Source organism: Burkholderia sp. 4M9327F10 (genome assembly GCF_005503145.1).
Classification (GTDB): Bacteria; Pseudomonadota; Gammaproteobacteria; order Burkholderiales; family Burkholderiaceae; genus Paraburkholderia.
On sequence record NZ_SCNV01000002.1, the window covers coordinates 160,293 to 182,747 of the forward strand.

Genomic DNA, 22,455 nt, shown 5'->3' on the forward strand with positions numbered 1-22,455 from the left:
CAGAACCACAAACAGAGGTGATTCATGCCGTTTTCAGACTACAAGACCGCGCTGGTGACAGGTGCTTCGACCGGAATGGGCGCTGCAATCGTCGAGCGGTTCTGCCGTGAAGGACTCGAGGTGCATGCCCTCGCCCGCAATGCTGACCGTCTGAACGAGCTGGCCACGCGCACCGGTTGCATCGCACACGCGATCGATGTCTGCGATCTGGCCGCCGTGACGAAGCTGACACAGGAAGTGCCGTTCGACATCGTCGTGAACAATGCCGGCGTGTCGCGCAAGGGTTCGATTCTGGATGCGGATGTTGAAGATATCGACGTCCAGGTAGAGGTGAACCTGCAGGCGGTTCTGCATCTCGTGCGGTTGACGATGCCTGGAATGGTAGCGCGCGATCGCGGCCATATCGTCAATATCAGCTCGATTGCGGCGATCTACAACTTCAACGGAAACTCGATTTATCACGCTACCAAGGCAGGCATTCATGCCTTGTCGCGTCAGTTGCGGGTCGATGCCACCGGCAAGCGGGTACGCGTGACCGAGATCTGTCCGGGTCGCGTGGCCACCGATATCTTTGGCCATGTGCATGGCGACATTGAGGAAGCCCGCAAGAAGTTCATCGATGGCTTCGAACTGCCGCAACCCTCCGATATCGCCGACGCAATCGCCTTCGCGATTGCCGCGCCGCTCGCCGTCAACATCAGCAACATGGAAATCCTGCCGACGCTGCAGGTTCCAGGCGGACTGACGACCATCAAACGCGAGCCCGGGCATCACGGCCAGTAGGCGCCGGTCCGATCCGAATCCAACAAGGAGGTTTTCCCATGCGAGCATCGGTCCTCGTTACCCGTGCCTCATTTCCCGATATCGTCGATCGCTTGCGCGCCCATTTCGAGGTCAGCGATAACCCCGACGATACCCTCTGGACGCAACCGGAACTGATTGCGCGCCTGCAAGGCAAGACCGCCGCGATGACAGCGGGCAGTGACCGGATCGACGCAACCTTGCTCGACGCCTGCCCGCAGCTCAGAGCGGTGTGCAATATCGGCGTGGGCTACAACAATATCGACGTCGAAGCCTGTACGTCCCGTGGCGTGCTGGTCACCAACACGCCCGACGTCCTGACCAACACGACTGCGGATTTCGGTTTTGCCTTGATGATGGCCGCCGCGCGGCGCATCACGGAGTCGGAACGTTTCCTGCGCCGCGGCGAGTGGGTCAAAACCGGGCGCTACGACATGTTCATCGGCGGCGACGTGCACGGAGCAACCCTGGGGATACTCGGCATGGGCCGCATCGGCCAGGCGATCGCGCGGCGCGCAGCGCGGGGTTTCGACATGCAGGTGATCTATCACAACCGCTCGCCGCTCTCATCCGAGGTCGAGGCAAACTGCAACGCACGCTATGTCGACAAGGACACGCTGTTGCGCGAATCAGATCATCTGATCATTGTGGTGCCCTATTCGGCGAGTTCGCATCATGCCATCGGGGCGCAGGAGCTCAAACAGATGAAGTCGTCTGCGACGCTCACCAATATCGCGCGCGGCGGCGTGGTCGACGACGCGGCCCTCGCGGCGGCGTTGGCCGAGGGCAGCATCGCGGCAGCGGCGCTCGATGTATTCGAGGGTGAGCCGGCCCTGCATCCAGGACTTCTCGGGTTAAGCAACGTGGTCTTGACGCCCCATATTGGGAGCGCATCGTTCGCCACCCGGCGCGCGATGGCGGCGCTGTGCGTGGACAACCTGATCGCCGTGCTTGGCTTTGGAGCGACGCCCGGCAAACCGCCGACCCCGGTCAACCCGCAGGTGCTGGAACGCTCGCCGGCCAGCGCCTGAGCACAGCGGAACAGGCATTTTCAAAGCCGCTCTGTCACGCGCTCGTGCCCCGCAGCAGGAGCGCGTTTAAAAACACAATGGCCGCCAGTACGGCCGGATATCGGAGACAAAAATCATGCAAAGCCTCATCCAGAGGCCCGCCTACGGCGCCTCACCTGCGTCATTCGTGAAACTTATCGGCCCAGAAGAAAGGCGTCTGCAAGCACAATTTTTCGCGAGCTAGTATGAAATCAATGCGGAAGCCAACGGTGTCTTCCGCCTTGAAAACGATGTGACCGCTGATCGGACGAGACGGGGAACATCGGTTCGATCCGAACCATTGGGGCGTGCAATATGAAACTTCATTTTGACCTGGCAACCGTGCTGCAAGGCGACTACGGCGCCCTGTTCCTGCACGGGATCGAACTGACCGTGGCGATGGCCGTGTTGGCGTGGGTGCTCTCATTGGTGGTAGGCATTCTGCTGACGTTGATCCGCATGACCAACAATCGCATCGCGACCGCCTTCGTGTCCACGTTCGTGGCCTACCATCGCAATGTACCGATGCTTGTGCAGATCCTGTTCTGGTACTTCGGCATTTCGAATGTGTTACCGCAGGGACTGCAAGCGCTTCTGAACCAGTACAACGGCCAGTTCATCTTCGCCGTGATTGCGATCGGGCTGTGCAGCGCCGCTTACCTTTCCGAGGACATCCGCAGCGGACTGCGCGCGATTCCCTATGGCCAGTATGAGGCTTCGCGGGCACTTGGGCTGAATTTCCTGAACGGCATGCGCTATGTGGTTCTGCCTCAGGCACTGCGCAATGCGATCCCGCCGATGGTCAACCACGCCGTCCTGCTCTTCAAGAATACGAGTCTTGCCATGGCTATTGGCGCCGCCGAGTTGACCTATGTCACCCGGCAGATCGAGAACGAGACGTTCCTCTCCTTTGAATCGTATTTCGTCGCCACGGTGGTTTACCTCGCGCTGTCTCTCGTCATCATGCTGGCGGGCGCGAGGCTCGCGACGCACTACCGCATTCCGGGAGTGAAGTGACCATGCTTGAGATCTTGCGCGACAACTGGACACTGCTGCTCATCGGGCAGTATCCGCATGGACCGCTGGGCGGCATCGTGCTGACCATTCTGCTGTCGCTGGCGGCACTGGTCATCGCCTTCCCGCTCGGCATCATGGTGGCTCTCGCGCGGGTGAGTCCGTTCCCGTTTCTGCGGGCGCCGGCAACGGCCCTCGTCTACATGGTGCGCGGCATCCCGCTGCTGATGGTGATTTTCTGGGTGTACTTCCTGGTTCCCGTGCTGACCGGCTATCCGGTCACGGGTTTCGTGACCATGCTGTGCGCACTGGTGGTTTATGACTCCGCCTATCTGGGCGAGATCATTCGCGCAGGCATCGAAGCGCTGCCCAAAGGGCAAAGCGAAGCGTCACGCGCGCTCGGCATGAGCTACCTCGGGACGATTCGCTCGGTGGTCCTGCCGCAGGCTCTCTATAACGTCGTTCCGAGCATGGTCACGCAGTTCGTCTCGACGGTTAAGGAAACTTCGCTCGGCTACATCATCAATGTGCAGGAAATCTCGTTTGCGGCCGATCAGATCAACAACCGTCTGCTGACGAAGCCGTTTGCCGTATACCTGATTCTCGCGCTGAGCTATTTCGTTCTGTGTTACGCGCTCACACAACTCGCGCAGCATCTGGAACGGCGCGTGACGCGCAAACGTGCAGGCGCGGCCGCAAGCAATCGCACGGCGGTCGTGGCTCCGCTGGCAGACCCACTGCCCAGCGAGAACTAGACGGTTCACTCCTTCCAGGGAATTCGCATGATCAAGTTTTCCAGCGTCAATAAATGGTACGGCGAGTATCACGCGCTCGTGGACGTCAACGCCGAGGTGCGTAAAGGCGAAGTGGTCGTCGTATGCGGGCCGTCCGGATCGGGAAAATCCACGCTGATCCGCACGGTCAACCGGCTCGAGGAAATCGACCGCGGCCAGATCTCCTTTGACGGCCAGAACATTCACGACAGAAAGCTCAAGCTGAATGCTTACCGCAGCCGTATCGGCTTTGTCTTTCAGCAGTTCAACCTGTTCCCGCACCTCTCGGTGATGGAAAACATCACGCTGTCGCCAATGCGCGTGAACGGTCTCAAGCGTGCGGAGGCGGAGCGCAAGGCGGCCGATCTTCTGTCGCGCGTCGGGCTGTCCAACAAGGCCAGCGCCTATCCTCCGCAACTCTCCGGCGGCCAGCAACAGCGTGTTGCCATCGCCCGCGCGCTGGCAATGGATCCTCCCGCCATGCTGTTCGACGAGCCGACCAGCGCCCTCGATCCGGAAATGGTCGGCGAGGTGCTGAACGTGATGAAGAGCCTTGCCCAGGAAGGGATGACGATGATGTGCGTGACCCATGAAATGGGCTTTGCCCGCGAAGTCGCAGACCGCGTCTGGTTCATGGATGCCGGCAAGATCCTGGAGACGGCGGAACCCGAGGAATTCTTTTTACGACCCAAACATGCGCGCGCACAGAGGTTTCTCTCGGATCTGCGTGTGCATTGACGCAGCGCTTCAGGCGCGAAAGACCCCATACGAGCGTTGCGCGCCATCGAATTGATTACTGTATTCATCCATACGTTAGGAGCACTACGATGCAAGGGAAGAAGATTGTTGCGGGGATGCTGGTCCTGGGTGCTTCAGCCTGTTTCACGCCCGCATATGCGGACCAGCTCGCCGATATCAAGAGCCATGGCGAGCTGACCTGCGGTGTCTATTCGAACGTTGAGCCGTTTTCATATCCGAATGCCCAGACCCGCCAGCTGGAAGGGATGGATGTCGACCTGTGCAATGCCATTGCCAAACAGATCGGCGTCAAGGCAAAGCTTGAACCGCTGGCCGTCGAGGCACGCATTCCGCAGTTGAAGCTCGGACGCGTCGACCTGGTGGTGGCGAACCTCGCCTATACAAAGACACGCGCCAGCCAGATTGCATTCAGCGATTCGTACTATTCGACCAAGGAAGTGCTCGTCGTCAAGAAGGCGGACGCGACAAAGAAACTGACCGATTTCGCGGGACAGAAGATCAGCGCGGCGGACGGCTCGACATCCGCACAGTCGATTCCCCTCTCCATCAAGAATGGCCAGGCGGTGACGTTCCACGACACGAGCTCAGCCTTTCTCGCTCTGGAGCAGGATAAAGTAAAGGGGTTCGTCACGAACCAGATGACAGCCACGAAAATCGCCAGGCAGGTGGACGGCACGGATGGCGCCGTGGCGATCGCTTCGGAGCCGATGCTGATTGAACCGATCGCGGTGGGTTTGCGCCAGAACGAACCGGCAATGCTCGATGCGGTCAACAAGGCCTTGACCGCGCTGGAACAGAGCGGTGAGATCGGCAACATCTTCAACAAGTGGCTTGGACCGAAGACACCCTATGGTCTGGTGCGCACCGACAAGGTGACGCCAATCAGCCAGCTCAAGTTCACTCCGGTATCCTGATACAGGTATTCAGTTAAAAAGGGATTTGAATTGAACAACATCCTCGGCATGTTCGATCTGTCCGGACGCCGTGCATTGATCACGGGTTCGAGCACCGGTATCGGCTACGCGCTGGCGAAAGGGCTTGCTGGCGCGGGCGCCGAAGTCATCCTCAATGCCCGTAACGAAGCGCGCCTCGCGCAGGCTGTCGAGCAGTTGCACGCCGACGGCGCCACCGTGCACGCGGCCAGCTTCGATGCCACCTCGGCAAGCGAGGTGGATGCGGCGGTCGAGCGGATCGAGCGGGAGATCGGCGCAATCGACATTCTGGTCAATAACGCGGGCATGCAGCGCCGCGCGCCGCTGGAACAGTTTTCCCAGGCACAGTGGCAAGAGTTGATGAAGACCAACGTCGAAAGCGTCTTCCTGGTCGGGCAGGCAGTGGCGCGCCACATGATTGGCCGCAAGCGCGGCAAGATCATCAACATCTGCTCGGTGCAAAGCGAACTGGGGCGGCCCAATATTGCGGCCTACACCGCCAGCAAAGGGGCCGTGAAGATGCTCACCAAGGGCATGGCAATCGACTGGGGGCAGCACGGCATTCAGGTCAACGGCCTCGGTCCTGGGTACTTCAAAACCGAATTGACCGAGGCGCTCGTCAAGGACGAGACCTTCAGCAACTGGCTGATCGGGCGCACACCATCGCGGCGCTGGGGCGACGTGGAAGACCTCGTCGGCGCGGCAGTGTTTCTGGCGAGCAATGCATCGAACTTCGTGAACGGGCACATCCTGTACGTTGACGGCGGCGTCACCGCGACGCTGTAGCCGCATCGTCTTTGCGTTATTCGACCGGCGCCCCGCCCGCCTTATTGGGCCCCGCCGCCGAGCCGTGCCTTTGCATTGCCTTGATGAGCTGAGTCCAGAGGAATTCGGCGGCGGGCGACAGGCGGCGCCCAACCCGCCGTATCACCTGGCTGCCGAATTCGCGGGCGATCGGATGGTCGATTTCGAGCGGGACCAGCTTTCCGGCGTCCAGATACTGGCGCGCGGCATCGGTCGACATGAACGCGACGCCCAGCCCCGCAGCGGCAATCGCCTGTGCCGCCGAAAACAGGTCGCAGCGATACGCCGGCGTCAGATTCAGCCGCTCCGCGCGGATCAGCGAGTCGAGATACTGCTGAACGCCAAAGCGCGCCGGCATGAAGATCAGCCGGTGGTGTGCCAGTTGTTCGACGCGGATGCGCCGTTCGCCCGCCAGCGCGTGCTGCGGACTCACGAGCGCGCAAAGCGGCGCGGCGCGAAAGGTTCGCGAGCGAATCGCCGGGTCGCTGCTGCCGCCTGCACACAGGCCGAGATCGACCTCGTCGTTGCGAACCATCGCAATGATTTCGGTGGTCGCGCCGCCGCGCAACTCCACCACGATGTCCGGAAACTGCTGGCTGAACGCCTCGAGCACGGTGGCCAGCAGCTTCTCGACGAACCCCTCGCCGGTGCCAATCTCGATCCGCCCCCGCCGCAGGCCGCGATAGTCCTCCAGTTGCGCCAGCATCTCGGCGTCGCGCCGCGCGCTTTCGCGGAAATGCTCGACGAGGCTCATGCCGATCGCGGTAAGCGTGACGCGCCGCCCGCGCCGCTCTAGCAGCGCCACCCCATGCACGCGCTCCAGATGCGCCACCTGGCGGCTGATGACCGAACCGTTGATGGACAGCGCATCCGCGGCCGCCCGCACGCCGCCGTGCACCTCGATTTCGTGCAGATAGCGCAGACTACGGGTGCCGGGCAAGGTATCGCGCAGGGTTTCCGGGTCGCTCGACATGGCTTTATCTGTTGACATAACAGTCAACATTATCGACCACCAGAGGTCATTGATCGGCTTTTTTTGCGGCGAAATACTGGCCCCCATTACTTACCCTCTTGCAAGCTAGAAACCATGTCAGGCACTCAGGACTTCTGTTCCCTCGACGACACGCGCGACCTGCGCGACGAACTCAGCGGCATGCGCCACCATCTCCATCGCCATCCGGAACTGGCCTATCAGGAGTTCAGGACCGCCGATTTCGTTGCGCAGAACCTCGAAAGCTGGGGTTATGCCGTGACACGCGGCCTGGGCGGCACCGGCATGGTGGCGACGCTCAAGGCAGGAACAGGTTCCCGCGCGGTGGCCGTGCGCGCCGACATGGATGCGTTGCCGATCAACGAGGCCACCGGCCTGCCCTACGCCAGCATCGAGCCGGGCCACATGCACGCCTGCGGCCACGACGGGCACACGACGATGCTGCTGGGCGCCGCGCGCCACCTAGCCCGCACGCGCCGTTTCGACGGCACGGTGCATCTGGTGTTCCAGCCCGCCGAAGAAATCGGCGCGGACAGTGGCGCCAAGCGCATGATCGAAGACGGCCTGTTCGAGCGCTTTCCGTGCGAAGCGATTTTCGGCTTGCACAATCACCCCGGCTACCCGAGCGGCACCTTCATGTTCCGCAGCGGGCCGTTCATGGCGGCATGCGATACGGTCGAGATGGTGATTCACGGGCGCGGTGGCCATGCGGCACGACCGCATCTGGCCGTCGACCCGGTGGTCATCGGCGCGGGACTGGTGAGCGCGCTGCAGACCGTCGTGTCGCGCAGCGTGGACCCGATGCAAGCCGCCGTGGTGACCGTTGGCGCCTTCAATGCCGGGCATGCGGCCAACGTCATCCCCGAAAGCGCGCGTCTGCAGATCAGCGTGCGCTCGTTCGATGCCGAGGTGCGCAAGCTGCTCGAGACGCGTATCCGCGCGCTGGCCCAGGCGCATGCGGACGCCTATGGCGCCCGGATCGACGTCGACTATGTGCCGGGCTATCCGGTCGTCGTGAATAGCGCGCCCGAGACCGAACTGGCGTTGCAGGTGGCGCGCGAACTGGTCGGCGAGGAGCGGGTAATCGACGGCTTCGGGCCGATCGCGGGCAGTGAGGATTTCGCTTATTACCTGCAGGAAAAACCGGGCTGCTTCCTCCGTCTTGGCAACGGTGAAGGCGCTCCCATGCTGCACAACGCCTCATACGATTTCAACGACGACAACCTCACGGTGGGCGCGGCGTACTGGACGCGTCTGGTCGAGCGCTTCCTCGCCGGGACGCCTTAAAGAGCGCGGACGTCTTCGCCATTGATCCAGAACGCTGCGCACAACACCTGAACCACCACGCGCGGACGTACGCAAACTCCGAGCACAAGGGAATCATCATGTCAGCCAAACCCATTGCGGCGTCCGCCTCCTCACCCGATGCAACCGCTTCGTCCCTTCCGACGGCCGTGTCGCAAAGCAAGATCGTGGTGGCCGCGGTCATCGGCAATCTGCTCGAGTTCTTCGACTTCACGGTCTACAGCTTCTTCGCGCTGACCATCGCCAAGCTCTTCTTTCCTGCGCACGATCCGGTCGTCTCCACGCTGCTCGCGCTATCCGCGTTCGCGATCGGCTTTGTTGCGCGGCCGGTGGGCGGCTTCGTGCTGGGACACTACGCCGACAAACACGGACGGCGCGCCGCGCTCACGCTGACGATCTTCCTGATGGCGGTCGGTTCCGCGCTGATCGGCCTCGCGCCAGGCTATGCGACGATCGGCCTCGCGGCTCCCGCCTTGATCGTGTTCGCTCGCCTGTTGCAGGGCTTCGCACAGGGTGGCGAGTTCGGCGCCGCCACCGCAACCCTGCTGGAGACGGGTTCGGCCAAGGGCCGTGGCTTTCGGGCAAGCTGGCAACTGGCCAGCCAGGGCGCCGCTGCACTGCTCGGCTCGGGCATGGCCACGCTGCTCAACTACCAGCTCACCCCCACCCAACTGCTCGACTGGGGATGGCGCATCCCGTTTCTGGTCGGAGTCCTGATCATGCCGGTGGGCGTCTATCTGCGCCGGCATATCGTGGACGATCAGGCCGAAGCCGCCAGAGAGAAAGGTTCGCGCCTCGAGCCGGCACTCGTGCGCAAATGGTTTCTGACCGTGTTCGCAATCATGGGGATGACCGTCGCGACCTACGTCATGATGTACTACATCCCGACTTACTCGATTCAGTACCTGAAGCTGCCGCCGAAGCTCTCCATGCTGGTGTCGATCGGCGCAGCATGCGCCTCGCTGACTCTGTGCCCGCTGTGGGGCGCGCTCTCGGACAAGATGCAGCGCCGCAAACCGCTGACCGTCATCGGCCGTGTCATGCTGATCGTCCTGCTTTATCCGGCGTTCTGGCTGATGAACCAGTTCCCGGAACTGCCGGTTGTGTTCAGCCTGATCGTGCTGTTGATGATTTTCTACACGATGGGATCGGCCCCGGCGTATTCGCTGATGCCCGAAAACTTCCCCAAGCATGTTCGCGCCGGCTACCTGGCAAGCGCATATGCGGTTGCAGTATCGGTGTTCGGCGGGACCTCGCAACTGGTGGTCGCGTGGCTCATCAAGGTCACGGGCAGTACGATGGCTCCAGCCTGGTACATGATTGTCTGCGTGATTATTTCGCTGATCGCCGTTTCGATGCTCGAAGAAACCGGGGGCCGCGAATTGACGTAATTGGGGTTCGGTGGTGCCGCCTTGACATGCAATATGGATAAGGCGAATAATGGGATGTTCGATTAACGAAACACAGTTCGTATATCGAACATCCCAGTTCGCGCTGCCCGGCAAACGATCGGGGGCCATATAGAGCAAAACAACATGAAGCGAGACACCACCCTCACAGCCGCCGGCCAGCCGGCCGCCCAACGCGGAATCGTGGCGGGCCTTGTTTATGTATTCGAGCGGGTCATGCCTGACCCGTTCGTACTGTCCATCTTCCTCACGTTCTTCGTCGCCGTGCTGGCGCTCGTGATCGGGCCGCTCGGCACGGTGCCGACGCTGCTCGACTCCTGGTACACCGGCACCTTCGGCATACTCGGCTTCGCGCTGCAGATGATCCTGATCCTCGCGACCGGTTATGCGATCGCCGAGGCGCCCATCGTCCAGCGCGGCCTGCGTGCGTTGGCGGCGAACGCGCAGACACCGGCCCGCGCCGCGCTGCTGGTATTTCCAGTCGTCGCAATTGCGGCCTGGCTGAACTGGGGACTCGGTCTGATTGTGGGCGCGCTGCTGTCGCGGGAAATCGCCCGGCGGGTCAATGTCGATTTCGCCTGGCTCGTCGCCGGCAGCTATTCGGCGTGGTCGATCTGCAACAGCGGGCTGTCCAGTTCGATTGCGCTGTCGCAGGCCTCGCACGGCAACGCGCTCAATCTCGTCGAAAAGGCGACCGGCCAGGTCGTACCGCTGAGCCAGACCATCTTTGCCCCTTTCGTCTTCGTCCCGACGGTGCTGGTGGTGGTCGTCATGACCGCGATCTTCATCAGGATGCATCCGAAGCCGGAGAATGTGGTCGCGTTTGCCGCTGCCGCAGACAACACCGATGCTGCCGATGACGCCGCCAGTGCCGATCCGCATGCACGTAGCAGCGGTTCCGCGTCATTCGCGACGCGCCTCGAACAGTCGATGCTCGGCACACTGCTCCTGCTGGCGCTCGGCATTGGCTATCTTGCGATGACATGGCGCGCCAAAGGGTTCGATCTGGACATCAACAACACGATCCTGATCTTCCTGCTGATCGGTCTCGCGCTGCAGCGCACGCCGATCGCCTATGCCAACGCAATCCGGCGTGCTGCGCGCCAGACCGGGTCGATGCTGCTGCAGTACCCGGTGTATGGCGGCATCATGGGGATCATGAAGGGAACCGGACTGGCTTCGATGATCGCCAAAGCGTTCGTCACGATCGCAACGCCGGCCACGCTGCCGATCTGGAGTTACCTGAGCTCGCTGATCATCACGCTGCTCGTGCCGAGCGCGGGTGGGCACTGGGCCGTACAAGGGCCGTTTGTCCTGCCTGCCGCGCTCAGTTTGCATGCATCGGTGCCGCATACCGCCATGGGCGTGGCCATGGCCGAAAACGTGTCGAACATGCTGCAACCGTTCTGGGCCGTGCCTATTGTCGCGATTGCAGGGATCCGGATTCAGCGTGTGATGGGATATACGGCGGTTACGTTTGCCGTGTCGCTCGTGATTTATGCGGTGGCGTTGTGGTTGATACCGTGAGGGGGGCGCCCTAAGCCGCGATGTGTCGCGCGTAGTCGGTATAGCCGGCCTCTCCGCCGGCGTAAAGCCCCTGCTCGCGCACTTCGTTCAACGGCGCACCCGACTTGAGGCGTTCGACCAGGTCGGGGTTGGCGATAAAGTGCCGGCCGAACGCGACGAGTTCCACCTGCCGCATTTCAATCAGCGACTTCGCCTTCTCGACGGTCAACCCGCCGTTGGCAATCAACACGCCGTTGAATCGCGGCCTCACAATCTCCAGAATCCTGTCCAGATCGGGCGCGCCATACCAGCCGTTGACGTCGGCGATGTGCACATAGCCGACACCTCGCCTAGCGAGGAACTCTGCGACATGTCCATACATCTCGGGAACCTGATCGTCCAGCGCACTGTTATAGGACGTATAAGGTGAGATTCTGATGCCTACGCGCGACAACGGCATCACCTCGGCGACCGCTTCGACGATCTCTTTGAGAAACCGCGCCCGATTCGCGACGCAGCCGCCATACTTGTCCGTGCGCCGGTTGACATGCGCCGACAAAAACTGGTGTGGCAAATACCCGTTGGCCGCATGAATTTCGACACCGTCGAAACCTGCAGCAAGTGCATTTTCAGCCGCCTGCCGATACTCCTGCACAGTCGCACGCACCTCTTCCTCTGTCATCGCACGTGACGGCGTCGCGCAGATCCGCACATAGCAGCCATTGTCCAGCAGGCCCCAGACGTGGAGACTGTCTACATCATCATTGAAGCCAGATGGAGAAACCGGCTGCTGCCAATCGAGCAAACCCATTGCACCCACGCGGCCACCGTGCCAGAGCTGCGCGAAAATCCGGCCGCCTGCACCATGCACGCTGGCCGTCACCTTTTTCCAGCCTTCGACCTGTTGTGGCGAATAGAGACCAGGCGCCCTGTCGAATGGCCGCGACAAGCGGCTAACATTGGTCGCCTCGGAGATCATAAGACCTGCTTCAGCACGCTGGCCGTAATACTTGGACATCAATTCCGTCGGTGCATCCTCCGTGCCTGCGCGCGCACGTGTAAGCGGCGCCATCACTAACCGATTCGGCAATTGCAGATCGCCCAATTGGAATTCGTCAAACAGACTGCTCATTACCACACTCCTTCAAACGAAAAATCGACGCCCGTACTGTTACGAACGACCGCTAGCCGGTCAGATCCTCGCGCCCGCTTACCTGCAAGCGCAGCTATTCCGTTGCGATCGGCTCGGCGAGGACAATCCCAGCATGCCGCCTGCGGCTGTCGTAAAGCCAAAGCAAAGCGAAGAAGACCAGTGTGATCATCGGCATCGCGCTACCGTCGCCGAAGATCGTCGCTGCCGCTACGACCATGGTCTTGTCGAAAGCCGGCGTCCCCACGGCAAGCGCCTTGAAAGCCGCTGCCCCACCGGCCGCATCGATCTTCGCCGCGTCGAACATGCGACCGAAGACCGGCATCATGACGTAAGTAGAAAGCATGCCAGCCGAGGCCATCGTACCGATCGCAAAAGAACCGCCACCGGGAAACCGCTCCGAAGTGGCCGCCATGGTCGTCGGCCACATGACCGCTGTCCCGATGCCGAACACCAATGCGGCGAACAGGCCTGTCGCGGGTGTACTGGCATGGCTTAGCATCAGCAACCCGGCCAGAGCAAACAGCGACGCGAGCATCAGAAGTCCTGCTGAGCCAAGATGTTTATTGAGTACGCCTGCAAAACTCTTCACGACAAGATGTACGGTATAGATGAAGGCCACCAGCCAGAAACCCTGAATGCCGACCACCTTGGTCAGCGTCAGGTCGATCCAGTTGCTTGGCACCAGTTCGGTAGCCGCAGTCAGAAACATGGCGCACAAGCATAGGTAGAACAGCGGCCGGCTTAGCGTATGGCGAAACATTTCCCTGAACGAGACGCCATGGATCACGCGCTCGCTCAACGGGTACTTCAGCCTGGAAACCAGTATGAGCGCGACAAATGCAGGAAAGAACACGATGCACAGTTGCAGTTTCCATCCCAATGCGTACCGTCCGACCAGCACGCAGATCGGCGCAGCCACAAGCATGCCGAGAGCATAGGCAGCGTGAAACAGGTTGAGCCGGGCAACCTTGCGCGTCGGGTAGATACTGACCACCAGAGGGTTCAAGACGCTTTCGAGCGTACCCCATGCCAGACCTTGCAACAGCGAACCGCCCCACAGGAGTGCGTAGGCATACTCGGCACCGGGATGTGCAAGACAAATCGTCGCCGTGCCGGCAAGAAACGCGAACACGCCGAGCACGTGGACCCGCCGCATGCCGATAGCGTCTATGAAGGGAGCCATGACGAAATTGGCAATCGCAAACCCCAGAAAAAGAACCCCGAGAATCTCTCCAATATGAGCGCCGGACGTCAAAGGATCCACGGCATCGAAGAACGCTCTCTTGATCGGCGTTGCGGCACTGATCCTCAACAGAACTTCAAGTCCCATACAGAACTGGGTAATGAACGCTGCAACGAATATCCTCGTTACGGGCACGCCCTTTAGACTTTTCAGGGTCTTTTCCTGATCGAACATGCTCATCTCACGTCTCCTTCCATACCGTCTTCGATGTCTCTTGTGACCGGTTCCGCATCTCGCTCTTCATCGACTCGCGGCCCTCGCAGCCAATGCGGCCTACACCTCGGAATCGAGCGTCAACTCGAGTTGGTCAATCTTCCACGAACCCGAGACTCTGGAAACCTGGGCGCGATATTCACCCGTCGCCGCAATTTCAGGCGTCTCGCCACGCTCGCACGAGAAAAGCGACAGATAGGTCTTTACCGTCGCCCGGTCATGCTCAAGCGCAACGAACAGCGGCGTCGTGAGTTGATGGCTGCTCCAGAGGGGGTTAGCGTCCCGCTTTCTTGTGAGAGCACTCGCGATCGTCTCGCGTCCTTGCCACGGTTCCGCGCTTGCGGCCTTTCCAGCGACCCTGACGCTTGCGGTGGCGCTCTCGTTGAAAACGTCCTTCAGCCCGGCGCCGTCTCCGCCATCCAAACTCCATGCATATTGATGGAGAAGATCGATAATCTCGAGCATCGACGCTTCGCGCTCATTCCCGGTAAATTCATTCATATGGAATCCTTCTCAATGGATGGTGTCGATCATCTTTCCACTGCCGTCAAAAGGCATCGTCCAGTTCGGCGTCGAGCTTCCTGATCTTCCACTTGCCGAGGGAGCGATGCAGTGTGGCAAGGTAGTGCCCTGTGGTAAGCAGACGCGGCTTTTCGCCTTCGAGGGTCGACACAATCGACAGGTACACCTTCAAAATGGCTTCCTCATCCGTCAACGAGAGGAAAACCGGTGTGGTCAACTGGTGGCGGCGGCGATCGGTCTGCGTGCGGCGGATTTCCCCCAGTCCCTCCAGGATCGCTCGCTGCCCTTTCCACGGCCCCCATCCAAGTGCAGTTCCGTTGACCACGCCGCCTGTGATCGCGTCCTCGTCAAATACCGACGCCAGCAGCGCCATGTCGTTGGCGTCGTAGCCCCACGCGTACCCGTGGACGACATTGAGCACAGCCTGGGCACCCGTCCTGTTGATGAATTCAGCTTCCATAGTGTCTCGATCCATACGGTTGACGACTCGAGTTCAAATTGCCCGCCACGCCAACGCGGCCGCGAGCGCCCTTCGTGGTGCGCTTAGAATGGCGACTCCAGCACCTCGTCGAGCGAATCGATCAGCCAGACGCCGTCACGACTTGATGCCCTCATCACGTATTCACCGGTAGTCACGAGATGAGGCGGCTGCCCGTCGCCATAGGAGAACAGCGACAGATAGACCCTCAAGGTCGCTTGCCCGTCGGTCACCGATTCGAAAACGGGCGATGTAATGACGTGGCGGCGCCGATCGCGTTGTGAACAGCGAATGGCTGAAAGTTCATCGACAATCTTTTGCCGGCCCTGCCATGGACCCCACCCGATCGACGTATCGGCAACCACGCCACCCGTGCTTCCGTTCTCGCTGAATACGCTGCCGAGCAGCGCCATGTCATTGGAGTCGTATCCCCACGAATACCTGTAAAGCAGCGCCAGAACTTCCTGCCGGGGGTTCGAATGATTCACGCCAGAGATGTTGTCCATTTGCGATAGCACCCATAGATACACGTCGATTCAGGCGGCCCGGCACTGCAAATTCCGCCTCGCCGCCGCGTCTTCCTTGATGAACTCAGCCGCGCGCTCCGCGATCATCACGACTGGCGCCGTCGTATTGCCGCGCACGAGCGTCGGCATGATCGAGGCATCGGCTACCCTGAGCCCCTTGATGCCGTAGACCTTTAGCCGTGTGTTAACGACTGCCCTGGCATCGTTGCCCATGGCGCAGGTTCCCGCCGGGTGGAAAGCCATCTGCACATGATTGCGCACATACCGCTCCAGCGACGCGTCGTCATCTCCGAATTGCGCGCCGGGCATGATCTCGCCCTTGACATGCCTGGCGAACGACGGTGCCTTCAGAATCTGCCGCGCGAATCTCACCCCGCGAATCAGGTTTCGCAAGTCTCTATCGTCTTTCAGATAGTTCGCGGCAATGATCGGAGGCTCTGCCGGGTCGGCACTTCTCAGCCTGATCGTGCCGCGCGAGTAGCTCGTGAGGCAACACGGGGCGACCGAGTAGCCATGAACCTGTTCGCCGGTCTCCAGCTTTCCCCAGCTCGTGGATGCCATCGCGAGCGCATGGAGCTGGATCTCCGGACGCCCATCTCCATCCAGATCGAGAAATCCTCCGGCTTCAACCTGATTCGAACTCAGAAGCCCTCGCCTGAACAGGAGCCAGTTCAGGCCGTGACCGAGTGCCTTCAAGCCGTGGTCCTGACCCAGCAGGCTGATCGGTCTGAGCAGTTCGCCGTCGACCGGCGCCACCAGGTGATCCTGATAGTTCTCGCCGACGCCGGGCAGATTGCTATGGACCGTAATGCCGAGAGGCTCCAGTTCGAGCGCATTGCCGATGCCGGAGAGCATCAGCAGTTTCGGAGAGGTAATGGTGCCGGCAGCGACAATGACTTCCTCCCGCGCGTCGATGCGAGTTTCCACACCTTGCGCGTCGCCGATCACCACGCCCGTCGCGCGCCCGTTCTCGATGATGATTCGCAACACCCGGGTGTCGGTCCTGACGCTGAGATTCCACCGTCCCTTGGCGCTTCGCAGATAGCCTCGCGCCGTGCTGCAACGCTCGCCGTTTCGGCTCGATATCTGGTAGTACCCGACTCCCTTTTGAAACTCGCCGTTAAAGTCGTCGTTTACCTGGAGATCGACACCGAAGCCGGTGCCGGCCTCGCGTGCCGCATCGACGAAAGCGCCGCTCAGGATGTGCCGGTAATTGCTGTCGGAAACGACGAGCGGGCCACTGTTTCCATGGAACTCGTTGACAAGGCGCTGGTTGTTTTCGGCCTTGCGAAAATACGGCAACACCTCGTCGTAGCCCCAGCCCGCGCATCCCGCGTCCCGCCAACCGTCGTAATCGTCGCGTTGGCCCCGGATATAAACCATGGCGTTAATGGAGTGCCCGCCACCCAATGTATTGGCCTGCATCACCTGGATCGGCCTGTTGTTGGTGTATGGTTGCGGCTCAGTGAAATACTGAACGGTTCGTTTCGTGCCCATTGTGCGGAAGTACGCGCCATTGATCCTGATCGAGGCAGCCCTGTCGTGCGGACCTTGTTCCAGCATCAGAACCGTCTTTTCCGAGTCCTCACTGAGCCTCGCCGCAATGACACAACCGGCCGCACCGCCACCAACGACGATGTAATCGTATGCGCAGGTTTTCATCTGTCTCCCACTCCATGTCCAGCTTTTTACTTTGGTTTCAGGCTCCTACTTTAGGTGACAGCGAAGCGGCTTTCTCGGCTATGCGCGCCAACCGCTCGACTGCTTGCGCCATGCCGGACTAAGGACGGTAAGGCTTTAGTGTCCTCGTTGATAGGGGCCGGTTGCCCGCGCGTAGGTCGGGATGACGAGATCTGGCTCGATGCCAATTTCCCTCGCAACATGCAGCAGCCAGAACGGATCCCTTAGCAACGCGCGACCGATATAGACCAGGTCAGAAGATCCGCCGTGAAGAATCGACTCGATCAGCTCGCTGGATGTGATCGATCCATTGCATGCCATCGGCATGTTCAGTTCATGCTTAAGCTTCGCTGCATACTCCACCTGGTATCCCGGGTAGATCTCTCCATCGAACACGGGCGACAACCCGCCTGCAGAAACGCTCAGAAGATCGACACCCGCATCCTTCAGTTGAAGCCCCAGCGAGATGGTGTCAGCCAGCATCGCGCCACCCGGCCCCGCTTTATCCTCGGCGGAAAGCCGCACAATCAGAGGCTTGTGATCGGGCCACACCTTCCTCACTGCCGTCACCACTTCGAGCACGAAGCGCTGCCGGTTCTTCGAAGAACCGCCGAAGGCGTCATTGCGCACATTACTGAGTGGAGACAGAAACTCATGCGCCAGATAACCGTGTGCAGCATGAATCTCGAGGCAGTCGAATCCCGTTTCGACGGCGCGTGCGGCGGCAGACACATAAGCCTCGATGACGTTCGTGATCTGCCCGACCGATAGCGCCGTGGGAACTCGTGACGATTCGCTGTAGGCGATCGCCGAAGGCGCGTAGATTTCGCCCTCTATTTGCGACTTGCGCCCGGCATGCGCGATCTGAAGGCAGCTCCTGGCACCGCAGTTGCGGATCATGTCAGCGAGGCGGCGTAACCCATCGATCTGCACATCGCTCCAAAGTCCCAGATCCTTGTGGCTGATACGGCCCGCCGGATCGACGGCGACGACCTCTGTCGTGATCAGACCTACGCCACCGAGAGCCCGTGCCGCATAGTGGGCAAGATGAAGATCATTCACCTTGCCGTCCTCCTGCCCCGTGTACATAAGCATGGGTGCCATTACGACACGGTTTTTGAGCGTCACGCTACGCAGCGAGAGCGGCTGAAATATCAAACTCATGACGTCCTCGGTCCATCCGTCCCTGTCTGTTTCTGTGGCACGCCACAACGCGTCCGTCTAACGAGAAAAACGATACACGTCCGCAGCACGCGTTACTCTGCTCCACGCGCCAGTCGATTGACTCCACGCGCCTAGGGGTTTCACCTCAATTGACGCACCGAAGGCGATGTTTGATCGTGGCGAGCCATCTGCATGGTTAATGAGTAGTACGAGGAACAGTCCACATGATCACGTCCACCTTCAATCTCAATGAGATACCTGCACCACGGCGTCTCAAGTACTGGCAGGACGCGATCTGCAAGACGTATATCACCGTGGATTGCAAGAAGTTGAGCGACAACTCCATTGATGGAGCGATCAGCGCGCGCATGCTGGGAAGCCTCGAACTCAGCGAGGTCACCTCCCCTCCCATGGCGTACTCCCGAGGCAAAGAACAGTTACGTGGCAGCCAAAGCGACTGCTTCCAGCTTGTGCTGGCGGTCGAAGGAAAAGGCATCGTCGAGCAAGGCAACCGGCGGACGCGGTTCAAGCCCGGCGATATGGTGATCTACAGCTCAATGGAAGCATCCACGGTCGCCTATCCGGAAGGTTCGACGACCCAGGTCGTCAAGATTCCGAGTGCGCTACTGGTGGATCGCGTCAGGTCGACCGACGGTATTGGTGCAACGCTGGTGGACGGTTCGACAGCCCTCGGCTCGATGACCAGGAGCCTCATCCGCGAATGCGTGAACTTATCCTTGTCCGGCCAAACTGGGGACACGCGCATCTGCAACGGCGCACTGGACATCTTCGCGGCGGCGCTCGAAAGTAGCCTGCCGGACAGTCCCGAAAGCAGGTTCACCAAGCGGCTCGCAAACATCAGACGATACATCGAGGCGCATCTTTCGGATCCGGATCTCGACGTACAGCAGGTCGCCCAGCACAACGGCATCTCACTACGCACGCTGAATCGCATGTTCGCTGCCGAGGGCACCACGGCGAGCGCATGGATCTGGAATCGCCGGCTCGCTGCAAGTCACAAGGCGCTCAGCGAGGGCAAGGTAAGGCAGGTAAGTGAGGCGGCTTTCGATTGTGGGTTCAACGACCTCTCACACTTCGGCAGGGCATTCAGGAGGCGTTATGGCTTGCTTCCACACGAGGTGCTGCGCGGCAGCCGTTGAGGAAAAGGCGCGAAAAGAAAAGTCGGACCAACGTTTTGCCTGCCGGCCCTGCGCCGCCATTCAGTGCACACGCAGCACGCTATGAGGCACTACGCCAAACGCCTTCTTGAAAGCACGGGTGAAGTGCGAGAAGTCGCTGAAGCCGCAATTGATTGCAGCCTCCGACACTTGCGAAACCTTGCACTCCGCCAATGCCCGATAGCTGGCGGTCAAACGTTGCTGCCACAGCCAGCGTATGACCGTTGTGCCCTCCGCTGCAAACAGGCGATGGATTGTCCGCGGCGCGGCATGACATGCTTCAGCAATGGCCGCGACGTCGAGATCTGGGTCGCCAAGATTGTCGACCATGTATTGCTTGATACGCGCAACCAATCCTGCGTGCCTGGAGTTCGAAGTACGGGGTCCACAAAGCTCGGTTTCGATCGCGACGCACAGGATGTCCATGATCGACCCGCTCAGTCGCGTCGCCACGGCCTGGTCGTCCGGATCGTCAAAATGCACCGCTTCGCAGATGACGGTGTTGGCAAGCGCACCCAATTTCGATTCACCAGACAAACGCAAAGCCATCAGCTTTTCTATGTCCGGCAGGCGCGCCGACAGTACGGCCCGAGGAACTTTCAGGGTCAGTCCGCGGTAGCGTTCTCCAAACTCCAGTGAAAATGGCCGCGCCGCATCATACAGCGCGGAATCGCCCGGCTTCAGTACCGCCTGCCGCCCGCTCTGGGCAATGGCGGCGCTCCCCTCGCGAATCAGACATAGCTGGAGCTCATCGCTTGGGCCGCTGCGAATATCGTCTGCGGTCCGAGCGTAGCTCATCGCCGACGATGTTATATCGGTCAATTGCGCCGGCCCGAAGTCGTGAACCGACACGCTCGCTTCAAGCGCACTCTCCAGCGGTGAGCAGCCCACCGGTACATAAGTACGGCATACAACCTCACGCCAGAACTCCAGGCGGTTTTGGGCAGATACCGATAAGGTCGAAAAGTGCGTAGTCATGATCGCGGACGATGGTACAAATAGATAACAGAAAAAGCAAAATCTACGCCAGCCTTACCCGTGGCCAAAGTATGCGGCGCCGCTGTGCGCGAGCATGCGCCACCCCAACTGCCCCTTCAAGACGCGTTAACCCGACGCATTCCGCTGTTCAAAGCCGCGGCTGGCAGCGAGAGGCCACCGCATTGTCACCCGCAGTCAGGCGGCGTCGTTTTCGTCACATTACCCTGACCCAGCGTCTCATTGGCGGCGCGACACCGCGGCTCGTCATCAACCTGGCAGTCCTTCAACGGCTACCTCAACCCACAGGACAAGTATGCATACCATCGCTTTTCTCTTCAAACGCAAACCCGGCATGACGCGTGAGGAATTCGAGCACCACTACAAGGTGGTGCATGCGCCCATCGCCGCGAAATTACCCGGCCTTCTGGAATATCGCCACTATCCGGTGCGCGAGGCGAACCAGGGCGATGTTCACGCACGCATTCCACCCGGCTTCGACGCCCTTTCTGTGTATACCTTCGAAAGCGCGGAAGCGGCAGAGGCAGCCTGGAATTCGCCCGAAAACGGCCCCGTACAAACCGATACGCTCAAGTTCATCGATGTAGAAACGATGGTCACCTTGCCGTTACTGTTGCGGAAAGTGGTCTGATTGGCGAACCGGGTCAATCACATGGCACTCCTGACCGAGTACCGCTATTTTGGGCTTCATACATTCATCCCCACCAGACGATTTTCTACAACCACCATTCATCTCTATCGGGGAGATCTGTATGCGAGCGAAAACAGAAGGGAGTTTCAGGCACCGTCACGTACCCAACGCGATTGAGCACACGCCATTTGTCACCGGCAAGGGTCGCCGTTGGACCATCGCTGGTGCATTGACAATCGCTTGCACCGGAATGGCACATGCCCAATCGAGCGTGACGCTGTACGGGCAAGTCGATGCCGGTGTTCGCTATGTATCGGCCTTCGACGGGCAGCATGGCAATACCTACCTGTCCTCAAGCGGAATGAGTCCGACCTTCTTCGGTTTTAAGGGTGTAGAAGATCTGGGCGGCGGCATGCGAGCGGAGTTTGCTCTGGAGAACCAGTTCTCGGCGGCCAACGGCGCCGCATCGTCGATCAGCACCAGCCAGCAGCTTTTCGGGCGACAGGCGTATGTCGGCCTGGACACCGATAACTTCGGCACCGTGACGTTCGGACACCAGTACAACGCCCTCAACGTCTTCTTCGACTACGCGCCGTTGTGGGTCGATGGGGCATCGCCATTCTATGTAGGCGGTGACAATTTCGCGCTGGGTTACCGCATCAACAGCAGCGTCGTCTATAAAAAGTCCCTTGGGCCGGTCGCATTCCAGCTCGACTATGGACTCGGCGGACAGCCCGGCAGCCTCGCACAAGGAACCACCCTGGGCGGCAATGTGGCCTACAGCTTCGCGAACGCGATGATTGGCGGCGCCTACGAACAATACAAGAGTGCGGACGGTGCGAGCATGGCACAGAACTGGACCGCAGGCGGACGATATACGCTTGAAGAGGCGTCTCTGTACGCAGGCTACATGCACAACTTGGATAGCGGCACAGAAAGCCAACGGCGCGATCTCTATTTCGGCGGCGCCCAATACTCGGTCACGCCTTCGTTCCTGTTGTCCGGCGGCTATTTCTACTATCGGCAATCGGCATGCAACGGAACCTGCACCGCTGGCCAGTCCGTAGGTGCGGGCAGCAGCGGCAGCGAGATCTACGGCATCAGCGGTGGCGGCGGAACCGGACACGCAAACATCATCGCTCTGAGCGCCAAGTACTTCCTCTCCAAACGCACCACGCTCTATGCCGAAGCGGATACCTACCGGCTTCGAGGCGGCGCCGCACAAGATCAGATCTATTACTGGACCGGGACAGACGACTCGAATCTGAAATCCGTCAACCAGTATGCCCTGATGTTCGGCATGACTCACTCCTTCTAACGGATCACC

Annotated in this window: 22 protein-coding genes; 13 read left to right on the plus strand and 9 right to left on the minus strand. The window is 60.3% G+C overall.

The annotated features are described in order from the left end of the window. The first annotated feature begins 24 nt into the window (after positions 1 to 24). From FFS45_RS03115 to FFS45_RS03145, 7 genes are all read left to right on the plus strand, one after another. Positions 25 to 783, plus strand: coding sequence for an SDR family oxidoreductase (locus FFS45_RS03115; protein ID WP_137953235.1), 759 nt, complete (start codon positions 25 to 27; stop codon positions 781 to 783). Positions 784 to 821: 38 nt separating this feature from the next. After that, positions 822 to 1,832, plus strand: a complete 1,011-nt coding sequence (locus FFS45_RS03120; protein WP_137953236.1) for a D-glycerate dehydrogenase — start codon at positions 822 to 824, stop codon at positions 1,830 to 1,832. Positions 1,833 to 2,165: 333 nt separating this feature from the next. Beyond that, positions 2,166 to 2,867: an amino acid ABC transporter permease gene (locus tag FFS45_RS03125; RefSeq protein ID WP_137953237.1), complete on the plus strand. Its 702-nt coding sequence runs from the start codon at positions 2,166 to 2,168 to the stop codon at positions 2,865 to 2,867. A 2-nt stretch (positions 2,868 to 2,869) separates the two neighbouring features. Beyond that, positions 2,870 to 3,619: an amino acid ABC transporter permease gene (locus FFS45_RS03130; protein ID WP_137953238.1), complete on the plus strand. Its 750-nt coding sequence runs from the start codon at positions 2,870 to 2,872 to the stop codon at positions 3,617 to 3,619. A 27-nt stretch (positions 3,620 to 3,646) separates the two neighbouring features. Continuing rightward, complete coding sequence (locus tag FFS45_RS03135; protein WP_137953239.1) at positions 3,647 to 4,375, plus strand: amino acid ABC transporter ATP-binding protein; 729 nt, start codon at positions 3,647 to 3,649, stop codon at positions 4,373 to 4,375. A gap of 89 nt (positions 4,376 to 4,464) precedes the next feature. Continuing rightward, the gene (locus tag FFS45_RS03140; protein ID WP_137953240.1) at positions 4,465 to 5,310 is read left to right on the plus strand and encodes a transporter substrate-binding domain-containing protein; all 846 of its coding nucleotides are present in this window, start codon (positions 4,465 to 4,467) and stop codon (positions 5,308 to 5,310) included. 48 nt (positions 5,311 to 5,358) lie between these two features. After that, positions 5,359 to 6,114, plus strand: coding sequence for a glucose 1-dehydrogenase (locus FFS45_RS03145; RefSeq protein WP_137953454.1), 756 nt, complete (start codon positions 5,359 to 5,361; stop codon positions 6,112 to 6,114). A gap of 16 nt (positions 6,115 to 6,130) precedes the next feature. Here FFS45_RS03145 and FFS45_RS03150 read toward each other — a convergent pair whose 3' ends face one another. Next, positions 6,131 to 7,105 carry a LysR family transcriptional regulator gene (locus FFS45_RS03150; RefSeq protein WP_137953241.1) on the minus strand — a complete coding sequence of 325 codons (975 nt, stop codon included), beginning with the start codon at positions 7,103 to 7,105 and terminating at the stop codon, positions 6,131 to 6,133. 114 nt (positions 7,106 to 7,219) lie between these two features. Here FFS45_RS03150 and FFS45_RS03155 point away from each other — a divergent pair, with 114 nt between their 5' ends. The 3 genes from FFS45_RS03155 to FFS45_RS03165 all read left to right on the plus strand — a co-directional run bounded on the left by FFS45_RS03155 (position 7,220) and on the right by FFS45_RS03165 (position 11,364). After that, positions 7,220 to 8,410, plus strand: a complete 1,191-nt coding sequence (locus FFS45_RS03155; RefSeq protein WP_137953242.1) for a M20 aminoacylase family protein — start codon at positions 7,220 to 7,222, stop codon at positions 8,408 to 8,410. Positions 8,411 to 8,508: 98 nt separating this feature from the next. Further along, the gene (locus tag FFS45_RS03160; RefSeq protein ID WP_137953243.1) at positions 8,509 to 9,819 is read left to right on the plus strand and encodes an MFS transporter; all 1,311 of its coding nucleotides are present in this window, start codon (positions 8,509 to 8,511) and stop codon (positions 9,817 to 9,819) included. A gap of 144 nt (positions 9,820 to 9,963) precedes the next feature. Beyond that, on the plus strand, positions 9,964 to 11,364 hold the full coding sequence (locus tag FFS45_RS03165) for a TIGR00366 family protein (protein WP_137953244.1): 1,401 nt from the start codon (positions 9,964 to 9,966) through the stop codon (positions 11,362 to 11,364). Between the two features lie 10 nt (positions 11,365 to 11,374). Here the strand turns inward: FFS45_RS03165 and FFS45_RS03170 are convergent, their stop codons facing one another. From FFS45_RS03170 to FFS45_RS03200, 7 genes are all read right to left on the minus strand, one after another. Further along, positions 11,375 to 12,475, minus strand: a complete 1,101-nt coding sequence (locus tag FFS45_RS03170) for an alkene reductase (protein WP_137953245.1) — start codon at positions 12,473 to 12,475, stop codon at positions 11,375 to 11,377. A gap of 94 nt (positions 12,476 to 12,569) precedes the next feature. Continuing rightward, positions 12,570 to 13,919 (minus strand): MFS transporter, encoded by a 1,350-nt coding sequence (locus tag FFS45_RS03175; RefSeq protein ID WP_137953246.1) that lies wholly within the window; start codon positions 13,917 to 13,919, stop codon positions 12,570 to 12,572. Positions 13,920 to 14,012: 93 nt separating this feature from the next. After that, positions 14,013 to 14,453 carry a nuclear transport factor 2 family protein gene (locus tag FFS45_RS03180; RefSeq protein WP_137953247.1) on the minus strand — a complete coding sequence of 147 codons (441 nt, stop codon included), beginning with the start codon at positions 14,451 to 14,453 and terminating at the stop codon, positions 14,013 to 14,015. A gap of 46 nt (positions 14,454 to 14,499) precedes the next feature. Beyond that, complete coding sequence (locus FFS45_RS03185) at positions 14,500 to 14,949, minus strand: nuclear transport factor 2 family protein (protein ID WP_137953248.1); 450 nt, start codon at positions 14,947 to 14,949, stop codon at positions 14,500 to 14,502. 68 nt (positions 14,950 to 15,017) lie between these two features. Further along, the gene (locus tag FFS45_RS03190; RefSeq protein WP_137953249.1) at positions 15,018 to 15,458 is read right to left on the minus strand and encodes a nuclear transport factor 2 family protein; all 441 of its coding nucleotides are present in this window, start codon (positions 15,456 to 15,458) and stop codon (positions 15,018 to 15,020) included. Positions 15,459 to 15,488: 30 nt separating this feature from the next. After that, complete coding sequence (locus FFS45_RS03195; RefSeq protein ID WP_137953250.1) at positions 15,489 to 17,141, minus strand: GMC family oxidoreductase N-terminal domain-containing protein; 1,653 nt, start codon at positions 17,139 to 17,141, stop codon at positions 15,489 to 15,491. Between the two features lie 135 nt (positions 17,142 to 17,276). Next, a complete protein-coding gene (locus tag FFS45_RS03200) occupies positions 17,277 to 18,323 on the minus strand; it encodes an NADH:flavin oxidoreductase/NADH oxidase (RefSeq protein ID WP_137953251.1) in 1,047 nt (348 codons plus the stop codon). 224 nt (positions 18,324 to 18,547) lie between these two features. Between FFS45_RS03200 and FFS45_RS03205 the strand changes: the two genes are divergently transcribed. Then, positions 18,548 to 19,483, plus strand: a complete 936-nt coding sequence (locus tag FFS45_RS03205) for a helix-turn-helix domain-containing protein (protein ID WP_137953252.1) — start codon at positions 18,548 to 18,550, stop codon at positions 19,481 to 19,483. A 60-nt stretch (positions 19,484 to 19,543) separates the two neighbouring features. Here the strand turns inward: FFS45_RS03205 and FFS45_RS03210 are convergent, their stop codons facing one another. Beyond that, the gene (locus tag FFS45_RS03210) at positions 19,544 to 20,479 is read right to left on the minus strand and encodes a helix-turn-helix domain-containing protein (RefSeq protein WP_137953253.1); all 936 of its coding nucleotides are present in this window, start codon (positions 20,477 to 20,479) and stop codon (positions 19,544 to 19,546) included. A gap of 313 nt (positions 20,480 to 20,792) precedes the next feature. On the opposite strand from FFS45_RS03210, the gene FFS45_RS03215 reads away from it, so the two are divergent. Together FFS45_RS03215 and FFS45_RS03220 are read left to right on the plus strand one after the other, a co-directional pair. Continuing rightward, positions 20,793 to 21,128, plus strand: a complete 336-nt coding sequence (locus FFS45_RS03215; RefSeq protein WP_137953254.1) for an EthD domain-containing protein — start codon at positions 20,793 to 20,795, stop codon at positions 21,126 to 21,128. A 121-nt stretch (positions 21,129 to 21,249) separates the two neighbouring features. Continuing rightward, positions 21,250 to 22,446, plus strand: a complete 1,197-nt coding sequence (locus tag FFS45_RS03220) for a porin (RefSeq protein WP_137953255.1) — start codon at positions 21,250 to 21,252, stop codon at positions 22,444 to 22,446. Positions 22,447 to 22,455 lie beyond the last annotated feature (9 nt).

Coding starts and splice junctions, on each gene's coding strand:
- FFS45_RS03125 (WP_137953237.1), top strand. CDS start 2,166: ATGAAACTTCATTTTGACCTGGCAACCGTGCTGCAAGGCGACTACGGC.
- FFS45_RS03210 (WP_137953253.1), bottom strand. CDS start 20,479: ATGACTACGCACTTTTCGACCTTATCGGTATCTGCCCAAAACCGCCTG.
- FFS45_RS03165 (WP_137953244.1), top strand. CDS start 9,964: ATGAAGCGAGACACCACCCTCACAGCCGCCGGCCAGCCGGCCGCCCAA.
- FFS45_RS03150 (WP_137953241.1), bottom strand. CDS start 7,105: ATGTCGAGCGACCCGGAAACCCTGCGCGATACCTTGCCCGGCACCCGT.
- FFS45_RS03155 (WP_137953242.1), top strand. CDS start 7,220: ATGTCAGGCACTCAGGACTTCTGTTCCCTCGACGACACGCGCGACCTG.
- FFS45_RS03160 (WP_137953243.1), top strand. CDS start 8,509: ATGTCAGCCAAACCCATTGCGGCGTCCGCCTCCTCACCCGATGCAACC.
- FFS45_RS03195 (WP_137953250.1), bottom strand. CDS start 17,141: ATGAAAACCTGCGCATACGATTACATCGTCGTTGGTGGCGGTGCGGCC.
- FFS45_RS03170 (WP_137953245.1), bottom strand. CDS start 12,475: ATGAGCAGTCTGTTTGACGAATTCCAATTGGGCGATCTGCAATTGCCG.
- FFS45_RS03180 (WP_137953247.1), bottom strand. CDS start 14,453: ATGAATGAATTTACCGGGAATGAGCGCGAAGCGTCGATGCTCGAGATT.
- FFS45_RS03115 (WP_137953235.1), top strand. CDS start 25: ATGCCGTTTTCAGACTACAAGACCGCGCTGGTGACAGGTGCTTCGACC.
- FFS45_RS03220 (WP_137953255.1), top strand. CDS start 21,250: ATGCGAGCGAAAACAGAAGGGAGTTTCAGGCACCGTCACGTACCCAAC.
- FFS45_RS03190 (WP_137953249.1), bottom strand. CDS start 15,458: ATGGACAACATCTCTGGCGTGAATCATTCGAACCCCCGGCAGGAAGTT.
- FFS45_RS03145 (WP_137953454.1), top strand. CDS start 5,359: ATGTTCGATCTGTCCGGACGCCGTGCATTGATCACGGGTTCGAGCACC.
- FFS45_RS03130 (WP_137953238.1), top strand. CDS start 2,870: ATGCTTGAGATCTTGCGCGACAACTGGACACTGCTGCTCATCGGGCAG.
- FFS45_RS03200 (WP_137953251.1), bottom strand. CDS start 18,323: ATGAGTTTGATATTTCAGCCGCTCTCGCTGCGTAGCGTGACGCTCAAA.
- FFS45_RS03205 (WP_137953252.1), top strand. CDS start 18,548: ATGATCACGTCCACCTTCAATCTCAATGAGATACCTGCACCACGGCGT.
- FFS45_RS03215 (WP_137953254.1), top strand. CDS start 20,793: ATGCATACCATCGCTTTTCTCTTCAAACGCAAACCCGGCATGACGCGT.
- FFS45_RS03185 (WP_137953248.1), bottom strand. CDS start 14,949: ATGGATCGAGACACTATGGAAGCTGAATTCATCAACAGGACGGGTGCC.
- FFS45_RS03135 (WP_137953239.1), top strand. CDS start 3,647: ATGATCAAGTTTTCCAGCGTCAATAAATGGTACGGCGAGTATCACGCG.
- FFS45_RS03140 (WP_137953240.1), top strand. CDS start 4,465: ATGCAAGGGAAGAAGATTGTTGCGGGGATGCTGGTCCTGGGTGCTTCA.
- FFS45_RS03120 (WP_137953236.1), top strand. CDS start 822: ATGCGAGCATCGGTCCTCGTTACCCGTGCCTCATTTCCCGATATCGTC.
- FFS45_RS03175 (WP_137953246.1), bottom strand. CDS start 13,919: ATGAGCATGTTCGATCAGGAAAAGACCCTGAAAAGTCTAAAGGGCGTG.